The 24,357-nt window shown below is 41.9% G+C and carries 21 protein-coding genes; 8 read left to right on the top strand and 13 right to left on the bottom strand.

Translation table 11 applies throughout. The features are described 5' to 3' along the window. Positions 1-26: 26 nt before the first annotated feature. From FTU05_RS05125 to trxA, 3 genes are all read right to left on the bottom strand, one after another. Positions 27-272, bottom strand: a complete 246-nt coding sequence (locus FTU05_RS05125; RefSeq protein WP_078192631.1) for a hypothetical protein — start codon at positions 270-272, stop codon at positions 27-29. Between the two features lie 412 nt (positions 273-684). Then, on the bottom strand, positions 685-1,953 hold the full coding sequence (gene rho, locus FTU05_RS05130) for a transcription termination factor Rho (protein ID WP_067731074.1): 1,269 nt from the start codon (positions 1,951-1,953) through the stop codon (positions 685-687). Positions 1,954-2,276: 323 nt separating this feature from the next. Next, positions 2,277-2,603: a thioredoxin gene (gene trxA / locus FTU05_RS05135; RefSeq protein ID WP_078192629.1), complete on the bottom strand. Its 327-nt coding sequence runs from the start codon at positions 2,601-2,603 to the stop codon at positions 2,277-2,279. 266 nt (positions 2,604-2,869) lie between these two features. On the opposite strand from trxA, the gene ppx reads away from it, so the two are divergent. The 6 genes from ppx to FTU05_RS05165 all read left to right on the top strand — a co-directional run bounded on the left by ppx (position 2,870) and on the right by FTU05_RS05165 (position 9,269). Beyond that, positions 2,870-4,390: an exopolyphosphatase gene (gene ppx / locus FTU05_RS05140; protein ID WP_078192628.1), complete on the top strand. Its 1,521-nt coding sequence runs from the start codon at positions 2,870-2,872 to the stop codon at positions 4,388-4,390. Between the two features lie 33 nt (positions 4,391-4,423). Further along, positions 4,424-5,248 (top strand): acetyl-CoA carboxylase carboxyltransferase subunit alpha, encoded by an 825-nt coding sequence (locus tag FTU05_RS05145; protein WP_111884716.1) that lies wholly within the window; start codon positions 4,424-4,426, stop codon positions 5,246-5,248. Beyond that, the gene (gene tilS, locus FTU05_RS05150; RefSeq protein WP_180164434.1) at positions 5,185-6,561 is read left to right on the top strand and encodes a tRNA lysidine(34) synthetase TilS; all 1,377 of its coding nucleotides are present in this window, start codon (positions 5,185-5,187) and stop codon (positions 6,559-6,561) included. Before FTU05_RS05145 ends, tilS begins: the two co-directional genes overlap by 64 nt. After that, complete coding sequence (gene proC / locus FTU05_RS05155; protein WP_180164436.1) at positions 6,558-7,388, top strand: pyrroline-5-carboxylate reductase; 831 nt, start codon at positions 6,558-6,560, stop codon at positions 7,386-7,388. The genes tilS and proC overlap by 4 nt, the downstream gene beginning before the upstream one ends. Positions 7,389-7,415: 27 nt before the next feature. Further along, positions 7,416-7,979, top strand: coding sequence for a YggT family protein (locus tag FTU05_RS05160; protein WP_078189567.1), 564 nt, complete (start codon positions 7,416-7,418; stop codon positions 7,977-7,979). Between the two features lie 138 nt (positions 7,980-8,117). Beyond that, entirely contained in the window at positions 8,118-9,269 is a 1,152-nt protein-coding gene (locus tag FTU05_RS05165) for an IS4-like element ISAbe18 family transposase (protein ID WP_104425765.1), read from the top strand. Positions 9,270-9,419: 150 nt separating this feature from the next. Here FTU05_RS05165 and polA read toward each other — a convergent pair whose 3' ends face one another. Beyond that, the gene (gene polA, locus FTU05_RS05170) at positions 9,420-12,185 is read right to left on the bottom strand and encodes a DNA polymerase I (RefSeq protein ID WP_180164438.1); all 2,766 of its coding nucleotides are present in this window, start codon (positions 12,183-12,185) and stop codon (positions 9,420-9,422) included. 163 nt (positions 12,186-12,348) lie between these two features. Between polA and FTU05_RS05175 the strand changes: the two genes are divergently transcribed. After that, positions 12,349-15,135: a DUF2339 domain-containing protein gene (locus tag FTU05_RS05175; protein WP_180164449.1), complete on the top strand. Its 2,787-nt coding sequence runs from the start codon at positions 12,349-12,351 to the stop codon at positions 15,133-15,135. Between the two features lie 122 nt (positions 15,136-15,257). Here FTU05_RS05175 and FTU05_RS05180 read toward each other — a convergent pair whose 3' ends face one another. Together FTU05_RS05180 and FTU05_RS05185 are read right to left on the bottom strand one after the other, a co-directional pair. Further along, on the bottom strand, positions 15,258-16,181 hold the full coding sequence (locus tag FTU05_RS05180; protein WP_168379815.1) for a mechanosensitive ion channel family protein: 924 nt from the start codon (positions 16,179-16,181) through the stop codon (positions 15,258-15,260). Between the two features lie 9 nt (positions 16,182-16,190). Then, on the bottom strand, positions 16,191-17,012 hold the full coding sequence (locus FTU05_RS05185) for a hypothetical protein (protein ID WP_180025960.1): 822 nt from the start codon (positions 17,010-17,012) through the stop codon (positions 16,191-16,193). Positions 17,013-17,112: 100 nt separating this feature from the next. Between FTU05_RS05185 and gspE the strand changes: the two genes are divergently transcribed. Next, on the top strand, positions 17,113-18,600 hold the full coding sequence (gspE, locus tag FTU05_RS05190; RefSeq protein WP_180105435.1) for a type II secretion system ATPase GspE: 1,488 nt from the start codon (positions 17,113-17,115) through the stop codon (positions 18,598-18,600). A 56-nt stretch (positions 18,601-18,656) separates the two neighbouring features. Here the strand turns inward: gspE and FTU05_RS05195 are convergent, their stop codons facing one another. The 7 genes from FTU05_RS05195 to FTU05_RS05225 form a co-directional block, all read right to left on the bottom strand. Beyond that, positions 18,657-19,007, bottom strand: a complete 351-nt coding sequence (locus FTU05_RS05195; protein WP_180164440.1) for a hypothetical protein — start codon at positions 19,005-19,007, stop codon at positions 18,657-18,659. Positions 19,008-19,180: 173 nt separating this feature from the next. Next, positions 19,181-19,573: a DUF4951 domain-containing protein gene (locus FTU05_RS05200; protein WP_180164451.1), complete on the bottom strand. Its 393-nt coding sequence runs from the start codon at positions 19,571-19,573 to the stop codon at positions 19,181-19,183. A gap of 201 nt (positions 19,574-19,774) precedes the next feature. Further along, positions 19,775-20,200, bottom strand: a complete 426-nt coding sequence (locus FTU05_RS05205; protein WP_078189560.1) for an organic hydroperoxide resistance protein — start codon at positions 20,198-20,200, stop codon at positions 19,775-19,777. A gap of 95 nt (positions 20,201-20,295) precedes the next feature. Further along, positions 20,296-21,120, bottom strand: a complete 825-nt coding sequence (locus tag FTU05_RS05210; protein WP_078192617.1) for a carbon-nitrogen hydrolase family protein — start codon at positions 21,118-21,120, stop codon at positions 20,296-20,298. Positions 21,121-21,152: 32 nt separating this feature from the next. After that, positions 21,153-21,671, bottom strand: coding sequence for an anti-anti-sigma factor GigB (gene gigB, locus FTU05_RS05215; RefSeq protein ID WP_180020948.1), 519 nt, complete (start codon positions 21,669-21,671; stop codon positions 21,153-21,155). A 112-nt stretch (positions 21,672-21,783) separates the two neighbouring features. Continuing rightward, a complete protein-coding gene (gene gigA / locus FTU05_RS05220; protein ID WP_180055952.1) occupies positions 21,784-22,752 on the bottom strand; it encodes an RsbU family protein phosphatase GigA in 969 nt (322 codons plus the stop codon). Positions 22,753-22,850: 98 nt separating this feature from the next. Beyond that, complete coding sequence (locus FTU05_RS05225) at positions 22,851-23,807, bottom strand: VacJ family lipoprotein (protein WP_078189556.1); 957 nt, start codon at positions 23,805-23,807, stop codon at positions 22,851-22,853. Positions 23,808-24,357 lie beyond the last annotated feature (550 nt).

Genomic DNA, 24,357 nt, shown 5'->3' on the forward strand with positions numbered 1-24,357 from the left:
CTTTTTGTGCTGAATAATCGGTTAGATTATTGAGCTTCAGAAGCAGCAGCAGTAGCTTCAGAAGCAGCAGCAGTAGCTTCAGAAGCAGCAGCAGTAGCTTCAGAAGCAGCAGCAGAAGCTTCAACAGCAGCAGCGTCAGACGCAGCAACTACTTCAGAAGCAGCAGCTTCAGATGCAGCAGCAGGAGCAGCTTCTTCAGTTTTTTTAGCACAACCAACGAAAGCTAAAGTAGTAGCAACTGCAGCAGCAATAGCGATTTTTTTGAATAACATGGCATCACTCTCTAAAATATGAGATTAAAAAATAACCTGCGTTAGTCTGTTGTGTGCTTTTATTATGCCTAATTTGAATAGGTATTAAAAATGCATAGAGCAGTCTAACTGGTCTGCGTGTATGCTATCACTGAGTATTTTGAAATGCTACTAGTGACTTTGAAAAAACCGTTAAAAATAGGTGAAAAACGGCCATTTTTTAACAGAAAATAACAATTAAGAGAAAGTTTTATATTGGCTAAATAGCAAATAAACTACTAAAAAGAATAGGGTTTTTTAAAATATATTTTTTATAATCAGAAGCTTGAAAATAAGTTTACATGGAAATCCATCAAATGTTTCTTTGTGTAACCAAAGTCAACCAAATAAAAAGGCCATCGTTATAGATGGCCTTTTCAGTCAAACATTCAACTTAGTTGGATGCTTTACGTTTCATTTGATCAAAGAAATCATCATTGGTTTTGGTTTCTTTCATGCGATCAAGCAAGAATTCCATCGCTGCAAGTTCGTCTTGTGTATGAAGCAATTTACGTAAAATCCAAACTTTACGTAGGTTATCTTCAGACATCAAACGCTCTTCACGACGTGTACCTGATTTTTTGATATTCATCGCAGGGAACACGCGTTTTTCAGCAATACGACGGTCTAGGGTAATTTCTTGGTTACCTGTACCTTTGAATTCTTCGTAGATCACTTCATCCATCTTACTGCCAGTTTCAATCAACGCAGTTGAGATAATTGTCAGTGAACCACCTTCTTCGATATTACGTGCTGCACCGAAGAAACGTTTTGGACGTTCTAAAGCATGGGCATCCACACCACCAGTAAGAACTTTACCAGATGACGGAATCACGGTGTTGTAAGCACGTGCTAAACGAGTAATTGAGTCAAGCAAAATCACTACATCTTTTTTGTGTTCTACAAGACGTTTCGCTTTTTCAATTACCATCTCTGCAACTTGTACGTGACGAGCTGGTGATTCATCGAATGTTGAAGCAACTACTTCACCACGAACAGTACGTTCCATTTCTGTTACTTCTTCAGGACGTTCGTCAATCAGAAGGACAATCAAGAAACATTCAGGATTGTTACGAACAATCGACTGAGCGATGTTTTGTAACAACATGGTTTTACCCGCTTTTGGCGGTGCAACGATAATTGAACGTTGACCTTTACCAATCGGAGCAACCAAGTCGACCACACGCGCAGTTAAGTCTTCTGTTGTACCATTACCTAATTCCATTACCAATTGTTCGGTTGGAAATAAAGGTGTTAAGTTTTCGAAAAGAATCTTATTACGTGAGTTTTCGGGTGTGTCGTAGTTAATTTGATTAACTTTTAATAATGCAAAGTAACGTTCGCCTTCTTTAGGTGGACGAATCGTACCTGTAATAGTGTCACCAGTACGAAGGTTGAAGCGACGGATTTGTGATGGGCTCACATAGATATCGTCAGGGCCGGCTAGGTAAGAACCCGCTGCAGAGCGTAAGAAACCAAAGCCGTCCGACAGAATTTCTAGAACGCCATCACCAAAAATCTCTTCGCCGTTCATTGCGTGGCGCTTTAAGATGGCAAAAATAATATCTTGCTTACGGTTACGAGCCATTCCTTCGAGGCCCATAAACTCGGCAATCTTGATGAGTTCGCCAATCGGTTTTTTCTTGAGTTCGGTTAAGTTCATAGGTGGTCAGATAGAATCTAAAATTCTGAGGTACAGGTTGGAAAAGGGAGCAACAAATGTGCCGCGATCATGCAAGAAACGATAGCAATTGGTTTGCACAAAACAATTCAGAGATCTGATTCGTTATATGAAGATAGATGTGAAAAACAATTCTGTTGCCGAGCGGCATTTTATGTGTTGTGTTGTAAGAAAATGACAGGATTTGAGATCCTTAATTTCTTGAGTAAACAATATAAGAGAGAACACAGCATTTGTCAATTTATCAACCAAAAAAATACGCTGTGTAAAACAGCGTATTTTCGAGTGTTTTTATCGAAAAAATATTAGATGTTTTCTTCGATGAAAGCTGTCAATTTAGATTTTGGTGCTGCACCGACTTGGGTTGCTACAACTTCGCCGTTTTTAAACATTAATAATGCAGGAATGTTACGGATGTTGTAGTTTACAGCTGTTTGTTCGCAAGAAGTTACGTCTACTTTAACGATTTTAACTTTGCCTTCAAACTCAGTTGAAAGTACTTCAAGTACAGGTGCAATGGCTTTACAAGGAGCACACCAACCTGCCCAGAAATCTACAAGTACAGGAGTATCAGACTCTAGTACATCGGCTTGGAAGTTTTCATCAGTTGTATTTACGATATTGCCAGACATGGATTTTGCTCCGGAATTAATTTTTAAGTTGACTCTATGTTTATAAGTATTACATAGCCAACTATAACAATGTAGGGGGTTATGTAAATTTTCGACCTGAATGGCGAGTTTGTCTAATGGATGATCACGATGCTGATGATCGTGTATGACTATCATTGCTTCAGATAAAAAATCGATAAGTTCCGCCCGAACTACTCATAAATGGCTTTTAAATTACATGTATGTGAATTAATCTAAGCACAATTCTGAACAGGTTTTTTTGAATAATGTCTGATTTTTTGATTGATGAAGAATTACTTGCTGCTATCGATATGGGATCGAACAGCTTCCACTTGGCTATCGCACGCGTAGACCATGGTGAAGTGAAAAAAGTTGCATCAATGTCAGAAAAAGTACAGCTTGCCGCAGGTCTAGACGAAAATAAAAATTTGACTGAAGCCGCACAGCAACGAGGATTAGCCTGCCTAGCACGTTTTGTGGGGCGTTTAAATCCTGTACAAGCCAACCGTTTACGTATTGTGGCGACAAATGCCTTGCGTCAAGCAAAAAATGGTCATGAATTTATTCAAAAAGCCGCTGAAATTTTACCAAAACCAATTGAAATCATTGCTGGTCGTGAAGAAGCCCGTCTCATTTATTTGGGGGTTTCACATACCATGGCAAATAGTGGTCGCCGCCTTGTGATTGATATCGGTGGGGGTTCAACAGAGTTGATTATTGGTGAAGAGTTTGAACCGATTCATACAGAATCTGTGCAAATGGGCTGTGTCGCTTTTACCAAAGCGTTTTTTGCTGATGGTGAAATTAACCTGAAAAGTTTTGATAAAGCGGTAAATGCTGCTCGCAAGGAAATCGCAGGCATTGCCAACACTTATAAAGCTGCAGGCTGGGATACTGTTGTCGGTTCAAGTGGCACGATCAAAGCGTGTCGTCAGATTTGTGTCAATATGGGCTGGAGCAACGATCAGGAAGAACTGACACGTGACGGTTTATTTAAACTCAAAGATAAATTGCTTAAATATAAGCATGTCAATGAAATGGAATTTGATGGTCTAAAAGAAGACCGTCGAGCAGTTTTGCCAGCCGGCATTGCCATTTTGTATGCAGTCTTTGATGTGCTGAATATCGATAAATTGGTTTATTCTGATGGCGCGTTACGTGAAGGCGTGATGTACGACCTATTGGGACGTTTCCAACATGAAGATGTTCGTGACCGTTCTGTACATGCGTTGATGGGTCGCTACAACGCAGATATGAAACAAGCTGAACGTGTGGTAAATACCGCTCAACAACTGTTTAATGGTGTGGCGACCGCACTGAATTTGACCAGTGATGACAGTGATTTACTGCGTCGTGCAGCGTATTTGCATGAAATTGGCTTAGCGATCAGTCATAGTGGATACCATCGTCATGGTGCTTATTTACTGCAACATTCGGATATTCCGGGTTTCTCACAAATTGATCAAAACCATTTGTCGCATTTAGTGGCGCATCATCGTCGTAAGTTACGTAGTGACGCGCGCATTGATGTGATGAAAGTCGGTGGTAACAAACTTGTTTACTTATGTCTATTGCTTCGTTTAGCAGTTTTATTAAATCATAGTCGCAGCGATGAGATGCTTCCTGCCATTGAATTAAGCGTGGACAATGCGCAACAATGGCAACTTAGTGTTTCTGGTGATGCCAAACAGTGGCCTTTGTTGGTTGCAGACTTGCATGATGAGCAAGTGCAATTTAAGCATTGGGATATTGAACTGAATATCCAGTCGGAACAATTTATCAATTAACAGACCAGTTAAGTTAGGGATAATGATCGACCTATGAAAAATAAAGCAGCTCAATCTAAAGCCTGGACTACGGTTCAGATCGCACGTCATCCTGAACGTCCGCAGTTTTTGGATTATGTTGGCGAAATTTTTACAGAGTTCGATGCTTTGCACGGTGACCGCCTATTTGGTGATGACGGAGCGATGATTGGTGGTTTGGCTCGTTTAGATGGTCAGCCTGTGATGATTGTAGGTCAGCACCGTGGTCGTAGTACACGTGAAAAATTACAACATAATTTTGGTATGAGTAACCCCGAAGGTTACCGTAAAGCGCAGCGTTTATTGGATATGGCGGAGCGTTTTAATCTGCCCGTCTTTACCTTTATTGATACCATGGGTGCGTACCCAGGTGTGGGTGCAGAAGAACGTGGTCAGGCTGAAGCGATTGCAACCAGCTTAGCTCAGCTTTCTTCACTCAAAGTGCCTGTAGTAGCAACGGTATTGGGTGAAGGAGGTTCGGGTGGTGCGCTCGGTATTGGCGTAGCTGACCGTGTGATTATGTTATCTCACAGTATTTATTCAGTAATTTCACCTGAAGGCTGTGCATCTATTTTGTGGAAAACTGCAGAAAAAGCAGAACAAGCAAGTGAAGCATTGGCATTGACGGCAGATAAATTGCAGAAGATGGGCATTGTAGAATACGTGGTGGACGAAGCGGAAGGCGCACATTTAAACCCTGAAAAAGTCATGCAGGATTTGAAAGTGGTCTTGAAGCAAGCTCTAGAAGAACTGCAACCAATGGATGCAAACGAACGATGCGAAGCGCGTTACCAGCGTTTAATGAAGTTTGGCAGCGACAATTTAGGGCTGATTGCTTAAGTCAAATTCAGGCGCTGCCTGAACAAAGCCGATTTTTAATAGGATGTAGTGGTGGCATGGACTCCATGTTGCTGCTGCATCTTATGTCGTTTTTGTGCCCTGAAAAAATACGGGTGATTTATATTGATCACCAATTACAAGATTGTAGTCATGCTTGGGGCGAATTTGTACGTGCTCAATGTAAAGCGCTGAATTTGCCATTCATCATACAAAAAGTTCAGGTTGCGCAAGGTAACCTTGAAAATCAAGCACGCTCGGCCCGCTATCAAGCCTTTCGCCAACATTTACAAGCAGATGAAATATTGGTACTCGCACATCATCAGCAAGATCAGGCGGAGACATTGATGTTGCGGCTACTTTCAGGTGCTGGTGTCCATGGCCTTGCTGCCATGAAAAAATTCGATGTACGTGAACATTTTACTTTATGGCGTCCGCTATTAGATCTTTCACGTGAGCAAATTTGCCAATGGGCAGCACAGCTACATGTGCAAAATATTCAAGACCTCACCAATTTTGATACTGACTATGACCGCGCGTGGAGTCGTGAAATTTTGTGGCCACTACTCAGTGAGCGATTTCCTAAAATGCAGCAAGCTCTGAGTCGAACCAGTTACTTGATGCAAGATGCCAATGAAATTTTAAACGAGGTATTACAACAAGATTTAGCAGTCTGCGGCTCATCGCAAGCGTTATCTTTGGTGGCTCTACAACAGCTCAGTCTGGCACGTCAGCGTCAGTTGTTATCGCACTGGATGAAAGGTGAGGGACAATATCGTCCTAGTTTTGAAATGGTACAGCGATTATTTTCAGAAGTGATTGGCTCACGCGAAGACTCGCAAGCGGCATTGCACTGGAATGGATTTTATTATCTGCGGTTTCAACAGCAACTTCATCGGATTGCCAAAGCGGATTATCTTCAAACTGAACCCATTCAAGAGGTTGAGGTTGTAACTTGTGTTGCAGGTCTGTGCCTCAAGTTGCCTGCCGGCCATTTTGTGATTCAACCCTCAAAGGTTGGTTTATCACCTGAATTATTGGGGCAGCAACTGCAGATTCGCCCACGTCTTGGAGGTGAAAGAATTCATTTATATGGCCGTGTCGGAAGTTGGCCGTTGAAAAAAGCCATTCAGCAGGCGCAAATTTTTCCATGGCGACGTCATACTATTCAAATATTAAGCCGAGATAATGTTATGCTAGGCGTCTTTACGCCTCAGGGCTTTTGGTTGGCGCAGTCTGAATTTTGTACTCAAGCTGGCTGGCAACCAACATTATCTCTTAACGCTAAATCTGCAATATCGGATCTTCAATCATGAGCGCAATTCTAAATTGTAATATCAGTTTCATTGGTGGCGGCAACATGGCACAGGCTTTAATTGGTGGCCTAATTGCACGTGGTGTCCCGACTACACGTATTACAGTTTCAGATCCCGTAGAAAAAGTACGTGAGCTTTTGGCTGAAAAAGATTTGCATGTGACCGATGATAATGTTGCGGCAATTCGAGATGCTGACATTGTTCTTTTTGCCGTTAAACCTCAGGTGTTGGCAAAAGTTTTGGCACCATTACAAGGTTTGCTAGAAGGGAAGTTGGTGATTTCAATTGTTGCAGGTGCAGAAATTGCAACGATTTCAAAACTATTAGGCACAGAGCGTATTGTTCGTGTCATGCCAAATACACCGGCTTTAGTTCAAACCGGTGCGCATGGCTTATATGCAGGTGATGCGGTTTCAGCTGAAGATCGTGATCTTGCAAGTCAAGTTTTGGCTTCAACGGGTTTAACACTTTGGGTAAACTCAGAAGCGCAAATTGATGCGGTAACAGCTGTTTCTGGCTCAGGTCCTGCATACTTTTTCTATATGATGGAAAGTATGATCCGTGCAGGTAAAAACATGGGTTTGGATGAAAAAGTGGCTACAGCACTAACCTTGCAAACTGCATTGGGCGCTGCACAAATGGCGATTACCAGTGCCAACAGTCCTGCGGAGTTACGTAAAAATGTAACCTCTCCAAACGGTACCACACAAGCTGCGATTGAAGTATTTGATCGTGCTCAAATTTCACAAAATATTCAGGCCGCTTTAGCCGCAGCGCAAAAGCGTAGCCAAGAGTTGGCACAAGAGTTAAGCGAAAGCACCAAATAATTCGATTTGATTTAGGAAAGTTCAAGTATGGGCTCTGCTCAAATTTTTGGAATCATTATTAACGTTGCAATTTTGCTCGTATTTTTCCGTTTTTTAATGCAGCTTGCTGCCGTGAGTCCATATAACCCTGTGGTTTTGGCAACAGCAAAAGCAACAAAAATTGTCGATATCTTTAGCCGAATTTTCCCCACTTTGGCAAAAGGGCGGGTAAATACAGCGGCCTTAGTGTTGGTGGTGATTCTGTATTTGTTAAAAATGTTTGGTTTGATGTATTTGTCTGGCGTGGCGGTGAATAGTCCATTCCATCTGATTATTATGACCTTTGTGACCATGATTCAGGATTTAATCCGTTTCTGTCGTTACTTAATTTTTGCATCGATTATTTTGAGTTGGGTCGTGATGTTTAGTCAGTCACGTTCGCCTTATATTGAAGTGGTTCAAGAATTGGCAGAACCGCTACTTGCGCCATTCCGCCGTATTCTTCCAAATATGGGGATGATTGACTTGTCACCAATTTTTGCGATTTTGGCATTGTTGGTTGCGGAAACCATTATGAAGCAAGTCGCAATTGCATTATTGACTGGTCTTTAATCTGAGCTAAGATGAGTTAAATTAAAAAGGACGCCGAGGCGCACTGCTGTCCCATAGTTTGCTTTAAATAAAAAAACCTGAGTCCTAACAGTTAAAATATGAGTGCAAACAAACACTTTAACGACCAGGATTCAGGTTTTGTCACATCAGAATACCGTATTTCATGAGCTAATTAAACCTGTTGTGCGACAGGATTTTGAACAACTTGCTAAAGTGCACCATGTTGGACAGAAATTTAGAGCGGCTTCCCGGTGGGATCAGTTTATTGCCATATTGATGTCTCAATTCTCTTGTAGGCAAAGTCTGAGAGATATTCAATCCAATTTGGAGTGCCAACAGGAAAAGCTAAGTCATCTCGGAGCAAAGTCTATTCCCCGAAGCACGCTGGCACGAATCAATGAGCAGCAGCCTGCTGCCTTGTATCAACAGCTATTTTACAAGTTGCTTAAATACTATGACCACTCAAAAGTCGCTCATAAATTTCGCTTTAAGAATCCCTTGTATTCCTTGGATGCCAGTCATATTGACCTGTCGCTTTCCTTATGTGAATGGGCCAAAGTTCACGACTCAAAAGCCAGCATGAAACTCAGTATAGGATTGAATCACAGCAATGATATTCCTGAGTTTGTTGCAGTTGAAAATGGCAAAGAAAATGACATGGTACAAGGCCGCAAATTCCAGTTTCCTGCTGGCAGCATTGTAGTTTTTGATAAAGGCTATGTCGATTACCAATGGTATGCAAATCTGACTGCTCAAAACATTGGATTTGTCACACGTTTTAGGCCTAAATCTGTGTATCAGGTGATCCAGCAACATCCAGTGCTTGAATCCAAAGGTATTCTAAAAGATGAAACCATTCAGCTGAATAGCGCACATGCCCTAAAAAGAAAAGCCCCAGTGTTAAGAAGAATTGAATATAGAGATCAGCAAAGTGGCAAGCACTTTAGCTTTCTCAGCAATAACTTTCATTTAGCCGCCTCCACCATTGCGGCGATTTATAAAGATCGTTGGAAAGTTGAGCTGTTCTTTAAGGCGATTAAGCAGAATCTCAAATTAAAAGCGTTTCTAGGTCGCAGCAGGAACGCAATTCAGACACAAATCTGGATTGCGATGATCGCCTATTTATTGGTGAGTTTCGCTCAACATTTAGGAAAAACAGGTTGGACAGTTCAACGTTTACTCAGAATAATTCAAGTGAATTTGTTTGAAAGAAGAACTTTAAAAGCTTTATTTTCACCCGATAAAATACCCATAAAACAAGAGGAAGCTCAAATGAGCTTCCTCTTGTGAAAAATTGTGGGACAGCAGTGCGCCGAGGCGTCCTTTTTTGTGGATTTAATATGAGGTGTAAAACAAGATATTTTTACTAACTAAGAAACATCTCACCTCTATCCCAACCTTCCTCCTAGAAGGAGAAAGGTGTGAATGAACGTGAATGAATTAGTGTGCTTCGTCCCAGTTATTACCTTGACCGACTTCCACAATCAGTGGAACGGAAATTTTCAACACAGATTGCATCACTTCAGTCAGTTGGGCAGAGAGTTCATCGGCAATTGCAGCATCAACTTCAAATACCAATTCATCGTGTACTTGCAGTAACATTTTGGCTTGATCTTTTGGTAAGATTTTATCGACTGCAATCATAGCCAATTTAATAATATCTGCCGCAGAACCTTGTAGTGGTGCATTGATCGCTGCACGTTCAGCGCCTTGTTTCACCATTTTGTTGCTCGCCATAATGTCTGGTGTATACAGACGACGACCTAAAATGGTTTCCACAAAACCTTGTTCACGTGCAACTTTGCGAGTACGTTCCATATATTCCAAAACACCAGGGTAGCGTTGGAAGTATTTACCAATATAGTTACGCGACTCTTCACGAGTGAAACCTAATTGACGGGTCAAACCAAATTCTGACATGCCATAGAGCAGACCGAAGTTCACCGCTTTGGCTTGACGACGTTGGTTGCTAGTCACTTCGTCGAGTGGAATGCCCAAAACTTCTGCCGCTGTACGTTTATGTACATCTTGCCCATGATTGAAGGCATCGACCAATGCATGATCTTGTGAGAAGTGCGCCATTAAACGTAATTCGATTTGCGAGTAATCGGCTGCCAATAAAATGCGACCTTCAGGTGCAATAAAGGCTTTACGGATTTGACGTCCAATATCTTCACGGACAGGAATGTTTTGCAAGTTTGGATCTGTGGATGACAGACGACCTGTAGCCGTTAACGCTTGGTGATAGCTGGTATGTACACGATGTGTGTCATTATTCACTTGCTTTAACAAACCGTCGGTATAGGTGCTTTTCAGTTTAGAGAGACCACGATATTCCAAAATTAAATCAGTAATCGGATGGTCGATTTTTTCTAACACACTTTCACTGGTACTGTACTGACCTGTAGAAGTTTTCTTACCGCCTTTTAAACCTAATTTATCAAACAGAATCTCACCAACTTGTTTTGGTGAGCTGACATTGAAGCTTTGACCCGCAAGATCGGTAATTTCTGTTTCTAAATTTTGAATGGTATTGGCAAATTCCACACCGAGTTGGTCGAGGAAGTTCATATCCAATTCAATGCCGTTTTCTTCCATAGAGGTTAGAACACGAGCAACAGGCATTTCAATATTGTGCAAAATATTGATCAGCTCCGGGTGAGCTTGTAACTTCTTATCGAGTACTTCATATAGACGATAGGTCACATGGGCATCTTCTGCGGCATAATGGGCTGCCGTTTCAAGCTCAATTTGGTTAAAGGTCTTTTGTTTTGCACCTTTGCCCGCCACTTGTTCGAACGTCGTAGTGAGATGACTTAAATACAAACGCGCGACGTCATCCATCCCATGACGTGTAGCCACAGAGTTAAGGACATAAGAGGCCAACATGGTATCGAAATACCAACCTGCCAAATGAATGCCATGATTTTCTAAGACATGTGCATCATATTTGAGATGATGACCAATTTTTTGTACGTCATTATCTTCAAGTAAAGGTTTGAGTTGATTCAGGATCGTGTCGCGATCAAGTTGTTTCGGCGCACCTTCATAATCATGCGCAAGCGGCACGTAATAGGCATCATGTGCATCTAAAGCCACCGAGAAACCCACAATCTGTGCCACGCGGTAGTCGAGGCTGGTGGTTTCAGTATCAAAGGCAAAACGCTTTTCAGTACTTAGACGTTTAAATAACACATCCCAATCTTCTTGAGTCAATACCGTGTGATAACGTGCTTCACCAAGTAAGTCATCAACACTGGTTTTGTCCGCTTGATCTTCAACTTCAGGTGCATTGGCTACAGTCGCCGTGGTGTTGATGGCTTTGGCTGCTTGTTTGTAGGTTGCGCCATTGGGGTTGTTCGGATGATCTAAAGACTGCAGTTGGTTACGGAATTCTAGTTCCGTATATAAATCACGCAGTGCTGGAATATTTGGGTCGGCAAGTTTCAAATCTTCGTATTTAAGGCCCATGTCGAGGTCACAAACGATGCTCGCCAGTTGGTGGTCAAGAGTAATCCCTTCGACATTGTCTTTAATGTTTTGACCGACTTTACCTTTAATGCTGTCAATATTTTCTAAGATGCCGCCAATCGAGCCGTACTCGGTTAAAAGTTTCGCTGCCGTTTTTGCGCCAACACCGGGTACACCACGGATACCATCAGAGGCATCGCCCATCAGGGTGAGGTAGTCAATGATTTGATTCGGCCACACCCCAAATTTTTCAAAAACGCCTTGAACGTCCATCGGTTTGTCTTTGAAGCTGTCTTCTAAAGTGACACGCTCAGTAACGAGCTGCGCCATGTCTTTGTCACCGGTGGAGATCAAAACTTGATGGCCGGCTGCTTCAGCGCGTTTGGCCAAAGTTCCGATAATGTCATCGGCTTCAGCGCCCGGCAACATATGCAGCGGAATTCCAAGAGCACGAATTAATGCATGAAGATATGGAATTTGTTGTGATAATTCTTCAGGCATACTTGGACGGTCACCCTTATAAATCGGGGATAATTCATGACGGAAGGTTGGTTCAGGTGTGTCGAAAATAACGGCCATATGCGTCGGTTGAATACGACGCATTAATTTTTGGATGGCAGAAATGGCACCTCGGATTGCATTGGTATGCAAACCGGTTGAAGTGGTTAATGGTGGCAGTGCATGGTAGGCACGAAATAAAAAGTATGAGCCATCGACCAAGACAAATGGTGGCATTGATAATTTCCTAATCCTAAAAACGGTTTTATTGTACGTGATTTTTTGCCCGTACGCTGAGTCTAGATTGTATATGTAACTTACCGAATCACTGATGAATAGTTTTAATCCATCCGTCGGGCTCATGTATCATCAAAACATTCAGGAAAATGACGAAGCAGGTATGCTGAAACAGAATAATGAAATCAAGATGATTTGGTTGATGTCGCTGATTATGGTGGGGATCGGGGCATGGTACTTAGACCTCCGTATCCTGAGTTATATCAGCGGCATTGGTTTTATGCTCAGTGTGATGAATTATGTCGATGATTTACAGCACGGCGCTGATGCACTGAGCTCATCAAAACAATCATTTCAAGTGGCATCAAAGGTTCCGTTATATATTGCATCGTTATTAACGGTCGTTGGAGTGTTAACAGAACTGGGATACTTGGTTGCGATTGGGATTAGCCTGTGGGTCTATTTTTTTCTGCGTTGGCTGAAACGATTAGAACGTCAACTGCATCTATTGCAAGGACAGGTGCTTCATTCGCAATCCAGCCAAACGGCTACTTCAATATCAGCGTCGACAATAGACCGTCCTGAAAATTTTGATTCTAACGATACACCATCTGTACATCCCGCGACGGCAGTTGGTAAAGCTAGACATCAGGCATCATTCAATTCAATGCCTTCTAATACACCATCCAAGTCTGCGCCAAATCTATCTAGTCAAATTCAGCAATGGCTTTTCCAAGGCAATCCCGTGTTAAAAGTGGCGGTATTGGTCTTGGTGATCGGCGTGGTGCTCTTACTTAGATTTGCCACAGAGCATTGGCAACTAAGCTTGGCCATGAAACTGCTGATCGTGAGTTTGATCAGTGCTGGTGTTGTCGGACTGGGTTTTTGGCTGCAAACCAAAAATCGCAGTTTTGCCTTGGCTCTAGAAGGTCTAGGTCTTGCAGCGCTGTTTTTGACTTTATTTTTTGCCTATTACAATGCCGTCATTCCGGGCTTTGGCATAGCTTGTCTATTATATGCTGCACTTATGGCATTGACGATTTGGCTCAGTCTGAAACAACAGTCGGTAGAACTGGCAATTATGGCAATGCTGATCGCCTATCTTGCGCCATTTACCTTGCCTGTTCGTGATGCAACTGCAACGGAATTTATTGCCTATTATCTTGTAATTAATCTGGCTGTTGCAGTCATGAGTACTTTAAGACCGTGGAAATATCTAAATCAAATAGCATTTTTGATGACGGTAATCATGGGTGGTGGATATGCTTTTTACCACGGATACACCACCGAACGGCAGATGATGAGCGTGCTAGTTTTAGCCCATGCCGCGATTTTCATCTGGCTTGGTTTTCGTTTTAGCCAGTTATTGGCGAAACAAGATCTTGCGCATTTTCAGCTTAAACCTGCCTTGGATATTGCACTGATTTTTGCTGCACCAGTGCTTGCTTATCTGGCATTGTATTTGATGTATTTTGAGGAAACCGTATGGCAGGCGGGGTATAGCTTGCTATTTGCAGCGCTTTTTGCCGCACTGTATAGCATCAGTAAACGTAGTGCTGTGATCCCACTGATTGCACAAAGTTATTTGAGTTTGACCTTAATTTTCTTGGCATTGATTCCACCGATAGTATTGAAAGAGCAGTGGAGTGTGGTCGGTTGGGCAGTTGAAGGTGCATTGATATTTATATATGCCCTATACAAGCAGTCCAATATCAGCCGTTATTTAGGCATGGCGCTCTTGGTGATGGCGGGTTGTTCAAGTCTGTATTATTTGGTTCAACTGCCACATTTCCCTGCACAGATGTATTGGGGAGTGTGTTTGAGCTATTTGGCGGCCATTATCGTGACGCATGCTGTTCCTGCATTTCATAAACAGCTTTCAAGTTCGAGTATTGCCTTTCAATGTGTGCAAATGCTCTCAGCAACCACCATGTTCATCATGTTGCTCTTAGATTGGCTGCAGAGTAGTCATCAATTGGCCTTGAGTTTATTGATTGTCAGTGTGGCCTATCTGTTGGTGAATGAAGGCTTGTTAAAACGAAAAGCTTCGTGGAGTTGGTCCATCATTAAGTGGACCGGTCTAGTGCCTGTTTATGTGATGGGGCTGTACCAAGTTATTTCAGTGAGTGAGAACGGTCAGTTAATTTGGCATTCAACGATGGAGCAGATTTATTTTGCATTCGCTGGGCTGAGCTTGACGCTGCTTTGGCTACGACCATTACTCGGTGTGCGTGAAGAAAAAGAATGGGTCAGTCTCGGAATTTTGAGTAGCTTGGCGTGGACCAGTCTGACGCTGATACCCAGTATGCCGTATATCAGTGTGGTAATTTTGCCGCTGATATTTTGTGCATGGTGTTATTGGCAAGCGCAGCAACCGGCCTGGAAAATGTTTTGGCAAGCGCGTAGCAGTTTGTTTTTGGCTTTGAGTTGGATCATTAGTTCGCAATTATTTAGTCAGCAGGCCTTTGTGGGATATATCTTGCCGATACTGAATCCTTTTGATGCAGTGAGTTTGCTGTTATTGGCGGCTTTTTTATGGATGTTGAATCAACAGTTAAAAGCTGGTTTAGATCGTAGCTTGGCTGCCGTGTTGAGTGTTCTTGGGCTACTTTGGTTAAGTAGCTATGTTGTGCTCCGTGCCTTACATAGGTATCTGGATACACCTTATAACAGTTTAGACATTTGGAGTAATGCGACCATTCAGCTGAGTTTTACCGTGCTGTGGGTGTTATTGGCTTTGGTGAGTATGCGCTTTGCCGCTCAGCGTCAATTACGTTCAGTTTGGCTGCTCGGCGGCAGTATTTTGGTCTTGGTCACTTTGAAATTGGTCTTGCTGGATTTATCTCATGTCGGCACACTCATGCGAGTGATTTCATTTATGGCGGCAGGTTTTGCCATGCTTTTGATTGCCTATATTGCACCCATGCCGAATGACAAGATTGAACCATGATGAAGTTCTTAAACGTACTAGATCACTAAGCTGTAGAGGTCGTTGGCTATAAATAGTAGATAATAAAAAAGCCCTGCACATTTGATGATATGCAGGGCTTTTTATATCAATTCTATAAACCATTATTTGAGTTGAGGCTCTCGTTGAATCTCTTGTGCATTGGCATATTGATCGACGTCAGCATCGTTTACTTGTGTAGAAAGCGGGTGGTCAACAAAACCCATTTTCGGTACAGGGATTTCAATTTTATTTTCTACAAAGGCATTACGAATCCGTTCTTGCATCTCATCGCGGACTTTTAGGAAATTCTCTCTTTGACACCAAATGGCAAAAAGCAGCTCAATGGAAGATTCTCGAAAGGCAGTGACGGTCACGGCAGGTTTAGGATCGGCCAAGACCAATGGATATTTACTGACGGCATCTAATAAAACTTCGCGGACTTTGATGATGTCTTCATGAAAGTTAATCGCAAGGGTAATTGGAATGCGCCGTATTGGAAACTTAGACAAGTTATGTACAGGTGCCCGAATCAGTTGTTCATTCGGCAAACGGACATAGACATTGTCCTGCGTGAGTAATTTGACCGACAGTAAATCAATCGAGATCACTTCACCTTCAATGGTATGCCCACGAATCAGTGTTAATTGAATGGTATCACCGACTTCAAAAGAACCTTCACCGATCAAGAACATCCCGCTGATCAGGTTGGATGCGGACGTTTGCGAGGCAAAACCCAGTGCGACCGTTAAAATACCCGCTGCACCCAAGAACACGCTGAGTTTAAAGCCGGCTTCTTTTAAACTGGCCATCACAAAGATTAAAAAGATGAAATAGAAAATCCCGCGACGCCAAACCAACTGCTGATGGGCATTGAAACGCATACCTACAGTACGAATAAAGGTATTCGAGATAAAACGGGCAATCAGAAAGCCGATGACTGCCAATAATACAGCCACCAATAATTCCGTCAGCCGATCAGTATTGAGATTGGCGACCATTCCTTTTAGGCTGCTGGTAATTTCTGTCGAAATATTTAAATCTGCCATGGCTCACCGTTAGAAAAATGAATCAAACATATTGAACAGCACATTGGCTGACTCGCGTGGCGGATGCAGATAAATCACGTCACCTGCTTGTGGCGGTGTACGGTTTTCAATTTTGACCCGCGGCGGTTTGTCATGACCCTCATGCACGACCCGAATTTGTGAAGTCCATAAACGTCCTGTACTTTCACTATAAAATAATGGCAAAGCCGGTACAGGGACATTCATACGGTCAAAGCGAATCTGTTGATTACTCACGTTATGAAACTCAATAGGGGTTACAGCACGAAAAGCACGAGGTTTGAGTTGTTTAAGTTCTGTACGACCATCAACTGCTGTGGCATAGCAAATTTCACCCATTCGATGGTTCGGACCAAACCAGGTATCTTTTGGTAGAATCACAGGTATATCAAACAAAGGTTCTCTAAGACCTTCGACAAAACCAGCAATCCAAAGCGGTGTGCTGATATATAGCGTTCCGCGCTGTCCAGCTGGAATATAAATCGGATCGACTGGTTTAATCACCACAGACCGATCGGCCAAACGTGGCATAATTTGAATTTTGTCATGTGTCTGGCGGAACATATAACGTTCCATTTTAATGGGCTGTGGAAAACCAAATTCAGGGTCTTGAATCGGATGCCATTGCTGCTCATAGTCAAACTGAAAGGTCGGGCGATGGTATTCCATACGCCACTCTTGCATGCCGCGCGTTACACGGAACAATAAAGACCCAAACTGCCAACTGCGCGGGTGATTCAGTTCAAATTGATATTCCCCCCACCATTTAATTTTTGGATTACTTTTTTCAGTGATTTCGTTCTCTAATGGCAATGTTCATTTCCCTTAAATTGATAAATCCTAAAAACAGACTTCACGCTGTCAGATGCTTAGAGTACACTCAAAACAACTTTTTTCATCATTATAATGCGTGATGCAAGTACTTAAACAATTACAAATACCATATAGTTTTGCCAAACGTCATGGCGTATTGCTTCGATATGAGGGTGATCAAGCTTTTATTGTACGTCGTGACAGCACGCCACTGCTGGCTTTACAAGAAGCACGTCGCTATTTAGGGCATCCTGCACAATATCAATTATGTGGCGAGCAAGAATTTAATCAATTACTCAGTGCAAGCTTTGCCGGAGACACCGGTGAGTCTCAACAAGTGGCAGCGGGTCTGGAAGATCATCCTGATTTACTTAGCCTTGCGGACTCTGTACCAGAAGCTGAAGATTTGATGGATCAGGAGGATGATGCGCCGATTGTACGCTTAATCAATGCCTTATTGTCGGAAGCGATCCGTGTCGGTGCTTCAGATATTCATATCGAATCTTTTGAAAAAAAGCTGTCTGTCCGCTTACGTGTCGATGGTCAATTACGTGAAATTGTCCAGCCACGTCGCGAGCTTGCGCCATTGTTGGTGTCACGGATCAAAGTCATGGCTAAACTCGATATTGCAGAAAAGCGAATTCCACAAGATGGTCGTATTTCACTGCGTTTGGCGGGCCGTGAAGTCGATGTTCGTGTATCAACCTTACCATCTTCCTATGGTGAACGTGTGGTGATGCGTTTACTCGATAAACAAGCTGGGCGTTTAAATATGACCCATTTGGGCTTGATGCAACATGACTATGATCGACTGAAACAACTGGTGCATCGTCCGCATGGCATTATTTTAGTTACGGGACCAACGGGTTCGGGTAAAACCACCACTTTATATGCGGCATTGTCTGATCTAAATGATGGTTCAAAAAATATATTGACTGCAGAAGATCCGATTGAGTATCAACTTGAAGGGATCGGGCAGACGCAGGTCAATACCAAAGTGGATATGACCTTTGCTCGTGCATTAAAAGCCATGCTTCGACAAGACCCAGATGTGGTGATGGTCGGTGAGATTCGTGATTTAGAAACTGCTGAAATTGCAGTACAAGCGTCATTAACAGGCCATTTGGTACTTTCAACGCTGCATACCAATACAGCAATCGGTGCGGTGACCCGTCTTAAAGACATGGGGATTGAACCCTTTCTACTTTCAAGCTCATTGATCGGTGTGGTGGCGCAGCGTTTGGTTCGAACCTTGTGCCGTCACTGTGCGACTTGGCATGATGCCGATGATTTTGAAAAAGACTTATTTAAGCATCTCGATGCATCGGCCGAATTAAAATTGCCACAACCTAAAGGATGTGAACAATGCTCGCATACTGGATTTACAGGGCGTACCGCAATTTATGAAATCGTCCCGATTGATGAGCAAACACGTCGCCTCATTCATGGTAATGCTGCTGAGTTTGAGTTAGAAAATCATGTACGTGCAAATGCGGGTTCAATTCGTGATGATGGTTTGCGTAAAGTTTTGGCAGGTAAAACCACCATTGAAGAAGTGCTCAGAGTGACGAATGAAGCGGCTGAATAGTCGGTGTGAAATATAAATAAAGCCCCGAAGCCTGTGTAATGATTCGGGGCTTTGCTTTAATTAATCTTTTCAAAATGAATTACAGCATCATATGCTTTGTCTGTCAGAGTGAGCTGAGTTGCATCACTGAGTTTCATTTCAATGCTATTGCTCTCTTTATATTTCAAAACATCATTATTCACTTCGGCCATACCGGATGAAGCACTAGAAATGCGCTCAGTATTATTTTTATCGAGCCAAAATTCGTCTTTAATTTGATAGTCATCGCCTTGTTTGCTGATTGAAAGTTTGCGAAGGCTCTCCGTGTCAGGTGTTTGTTTCCATTCCCCTGAAAAATCAGGCGCAGGTGTTTGGCTACATGCGGTTAAGGCCAAGCTTAGAAAAAGCATCGAAAAGTATGTTTTCATTGTAAAGTCCTGAAAATGATTTTAATTTTTTTATGGATGTATAGTTAATTATAGTTTGAATATTAAACATTTTTTAATTTTATTCATTAATCTTTCTATCGAATGTCTCATGATTTTTTATTTCTAATTTGAACTAAAAACAGCCCAAAAATATGGGCTGTACGGTCTTTCACTTACCACAAACTGACAACTTTCTTCATCAATTCAGCACGAATGGGCGCGGTTGGGTTACCTGCATTGCGCTGCGTTTCATTTTCATAAAACTTTTGCCAAGTTTGAACCATCTCTAAAGTGACATCTTGAGTTTTAAGCTTTTCAACGTCGGCTTTGTTGATATTGGCTAAGCGTGCTGCAGCACCTTCTGGGCCTGTACCCCAACCAATGATGCTTTGACCATAGGCAGGTAAAGACATGTTGTTTGGTGTTGGTGGTAGCGCAAGACGTTGAATATCTGGATTGACCAAGGATTTAATCTGAGGACGGACTTTTTCAGACAGGGTTAATTCGGCAAAACTCAGTGTGGATGCGCTGATTAGCAATGTACTGATAAGGAGAGGTTTAAGCATCATAGATCAACAAATAATGTAAATAAGAATCGTTATATATTTTAGCAAGGTTTTGGTAGCTGAATATGAATATTTAAATGTATTGGAAATGGATAAGATTTTATTTTGAGCTCAGCTGTAGATGTGTAGAGGTCAAAAAACTCAAAGCACTATTTTATAAGGAATTAAAACAGTGCTTTGTATAGATAGGTGCAAATGGATTTAAGTCAAAACATTTAAAGTGACATTAATATTGTTTCGGGTCGCATTTGAATAGGGGCATACAATATGCGCGGCATCGACCAATTTCTGTGCCTCGCTTGCATCCATACCTTCAAGATGAATATTAAGCGTCACTTCGATACCAAATCCTGTTGGAATAGGACCGATACCAACATCACCTTCAACATAGGCAGCAGGGGCAATCGAAATTTTATCTCGGTTAGACACAAATTTCATTGCACCTAAAAAACAGGCTGAATAACCAGCGGCGAAGAGTTGTTCAGGATTCGTACCATTACCTGTACCCCCCATAATTTTCGGCACAGCCAATTGAACATCTAAATGACCATCGGATGTCGTTGCACGACCATCACGACCACCAGTGGCTTTTGCATGGGCTGTATAAACTGCTTTTTCTAAAGTCATTTTTCTAATCCCTCAGATGATGGTTCAAAATCATATCGTGGGGGATTTTGTTTAAATAATATTCAGTTTTTTTGTAATTTTATACAGTGTGAAAATCAATATTGAACCAAAACACGGTGCTGCATCAGTGGCATAGATGCACGAATCTGTTGCTGTTCGTCTAAGTCAAAAGGAACCGTGAGTAGTTGAGCGCCTTCTTCTGCGGTGATTGCTAAAATTTGACCGCGGCTGTTGCTTGCTCCAGCATGCCCCCAAGTTTGACGCTTTTCACCATGCCAACCTTGTTGTGCAGCACCCAGTACAGCACATTGGCTATCCATGGCACGAGCTTGCAGTAACAACTGCCAGTGCATTTCACCCGTGGTATAAGTAAAAGCTGCAGGCGCCGTTAAAATGTTTGCACCTTGGCTACGAAGTTTCAAAGCCAGTTCAGGAAAGCGCAAGTCGTAGCACACCATCAGGCCAATATTGCCAAAAGGTGTTGTTGCAACTACGGTTTCAGTACCAGGTTCAAAGAATTTTGATTCTTGATAGCCACCGACAGCGTCACCAACTTGCACATCAAATAAATGAATTTTGTCATAACGTGCTTCGGTACGTTCAGGGCTGATACACAGGCTGACCGTACGGACACGGCCATCTTGAATGATTGAACCATCTGGACGATAAGGGCATGGGAGTGTGCCCGCAACAATCCAAAGTTGATAACGATGTGCGAGTTGTTCTAGTCGCTGCTGAATACTTTCAAATTGCGCCGCGGTTTCGCGTTGTTTACCTGCGGCAAAGCAGACAAAATTTTCAGGAAATACAATGAGACTCGCACCTTGAGCCTGACTTTGTTGCATCAATGATTCAATCACTTTGAAGTTATCTTCAATGTTATTTTGAGAATTCATTTGTGCAACGGAAAGTAAAGTCATGCGAAGAGGGTCTCTGCTGTGATTAACCTAAATTAGACATTTTGCTGCTTGGGTTGCTCTAGATTGTCCTGCTCTTTTTGCAGTTGTTTGACCAAAGGCTCAAACATATTTTGGTTGCTATCATTTAGTTTCATCAGCGTTTTGTGTGCATCTAAAACCGTATTCAGCATATTGCTATGGGTAATGTGTTCTTCCATAAGTGCGCGAGTGCATACATTTGGATCACCACAATAATTCAAAATAACAAACACCTGACCTAAACCCATGCTATTGGCAAGCGTTGTGATATCAGAGTTTGTAGACAACATTACCGCTTGGATATGGTGAACTTGTTTGAGCTTCAAACCCAGTTTCGCCAAAATGCCAAGAACAGTACTATCGATAAATGTCGTTTGGGTTAAATCAACGATTGCACCGACGACATTTTGTTGCTGTTCAATTTTGTTTAATAACTTGTCTAGACTAATACAAGATTGGGCACGCACTTCGCCAATAAGCTTAAAAATATGCGTTCCGTTCAAGCTTGCATATTCAACATGACCTGTTGACATATAAATGCCATTTGCAGAGAAGGATAGTAAATTATCCCATAGGGGCACAGCTTACTCAAGTAGCCGAGTATGATCAGAAAGTCGTATTCGGTTTAAGTGATTGATTTCGTGATTAATTGATTCGACGTAAACTTAGGATGGCAATGTCGTCAGCAACATGGTCTGGTGCTTGAAATGATTGATTTTGCAAGTGATAGACCAATTGACCTAGCTGTTCATTCAATCCACCGTCAAAAGGTTCGAGTGCGCCATCGGAGCAAATTACAAAGCGAGAATAACGATTTAAGATAAATTCAAACTCTTCAACTTCTAGGTCTTCAGTTAAGCCGAGTGGGAAGCTGCTGGTATTTAAAATTCGCGCAGGAAGACCGGGTTCAAATAAAATGGCCGGCGGATAATGCCCTGCACTAGACCATTTCAAGACATGCGTATCGAGATTGAGTATCCCAGCAATCATGGTAATGTGCTTTTCAATATTTTCTTGAACCAGCATGCCATTGAGCTTTTTGATGAGTTCTCTCGGGGTTTTTGAACGACCGTGGAAAGCAGCCATCCATGAGGTCAGTAAACTACTCGTTACCCCATGACCAGACACATCTGCGAGATAAAACATAATTTCTTTATCGCTGATTTTCCAGTAATCGTACCAATCACCCGATAAATAAGCAGAAGGTTGGAAGAATGTTTCAACTTTATAATTGTGGAGTTCGATTGGATTTGGCAGTAAGCGTTTTTGCAAATCTGCAGCAGAAGGGAGGTCGCGGCTGTCTTGATTGCGTTTGTATTGCGCATCAATTTTAGTGAGTGCTGCTTGGAGGTTAGTTGGAATATGATCCCACACCCATCCTGCTAAAGCACCTTGTTGCCACGCTTGAGCCAATGCAGCGCCCTCATGCTCAAAAGCGAGCACAATGGTAGGAAGTGTCCATTGGTGATTTAAAAAGTCGGCAACATCAGCAATTGCAATGATCGTTGGATCATACAAGTCTAGATCTTCAATGTTAATCATTTGTACGCTAGGAAGCGCATCAAGTACCTGATCTAAATATGGAATATCACGAGTAGGTTGAATGAAATACATAAAGAATTAGATGAATCCTTCGATAGACAATAAGTGTACTATAGCAAGCTAATGATGGCTGGAGGGAAAAACCACACCAGCCAATTGAAAAATTTTATTTATTCAGTTGTTACCGTGTCGGTATCATCTGAACTGCTATCATCAATGAAATCGGTAGAATCATCAGATGAAACATCTGTTGAATTATCTTCAGATTCATCAATATCGTCATCTTCTTCATCAATAAATAAGTTTTCTTCAGCAATACCTTTTTTCTCGGCAATAGAATAGTTCAGGCGTTGCAAATAGATATCACGAATTTGAGCATATTTATCGCCTTGCAATACACCTTCGATATCCAGTAATTGAGCGCGAGTATCAATTCCACGTAAAGTTTGCTCAGACCAGTAAGCTACATCATGACCATCAAGCATATATTTCTGTGGACGTCCTTGACTATCTACAGCTAGACCAACGGTTTGGCGCAATGTGCTTGGGCCAAGCACTGGTAGAACAATATAAGGACCAGAAGGAATACCGTAATATCCTAAAGTTGCACCAAAATTTTCATCTTCGGTTTCTAGGCCTAGGCGACTCGCAGGGTCAGCAAAGCCTAAAGTTGTCAGTGTATTAACAGTAAAGCGACCTAGACTTTTTGCGGCACGTGTCGGTCGTCCTTGGATGAGTTGGTTAAACGCATTCCAAGGTTCGCCTAAATTTTTACGGAATAAACGATAAGATTCACGAATATCCTTTGGAGTTTTTGCGACATATTGCACAGCAGCAGGGCGGGCAATATGGACATCTAAATAATCATTAAATGCGTAAACTTTCCGGTTGATCGGTTGGAAAGGGTCTTTATCTTCTTCTGATTGTGCTGCATTCGCATTAACAGATAATTTTTTTGCAACTTCAGATGACTTGACCATCGCAGCATGCGCAAGTTGTTGTGTTTTTGATTTATTGGCAGCTTCTGAATCTTGAGCAACAGGTGCTGAAGCTTCGTCATTTGCAAATACAGGTGTTGTTACGACAAGTGACAATAATCCTGCATATAAAAAAGAAGTTTGGCGCATATATAGTCCTGACGCTTTTAGCGCGGCAAAATGTTTGCCGTATAATAAGTAAAAACGTTCAAATAATCCTGATTTATTACTATTAAACCAAATTTGATCAAAATATGAATGAAAAAATGTAATTTGAGTGAAAAATGTGCGTTCAAAATAATTATTTTAAAAAAGGTGTTGCAACGGTGCTGAAATACTGTAGAATGCACATCCATCGGCGGTGATGAAGATTAAAACTTCTGATAAAACAATGACTTGGTTGAATTGATTAAGTTGGGTTTTATTTGATAAGTTTAAAAATAATTTGAATTACTGGTTGACTCTTTAGAAATAAAGCGTAATATAGCCGACCTAGCTTGCTGGTGACGAACCAACAAGAAGATCATTAAGAGATTATGAAGAACAACTTGTGTGGATTTTTACTGATTGATCGATCGAAATTATTTTCATTGATTGATGGTAGAAATTACTCGAAGTTTATTTGAGCAAATTTTTGTCAGTAATTGATGAGCCAAGATTGGTGCCCTATAGGTACTATTGATTTTAAACTGAAGAGTTT

Origin of the sequence: Acinetobacter sp. YH12049 (genome assembly GCF_013419875.1) — a bacterium.
GTDB lineage: Bacteria > Pseudomonadota > Gammaproteobacteria > Pseudomonadales > Moraxellaceae > Acinetobacter > Acinetobacter amyesii.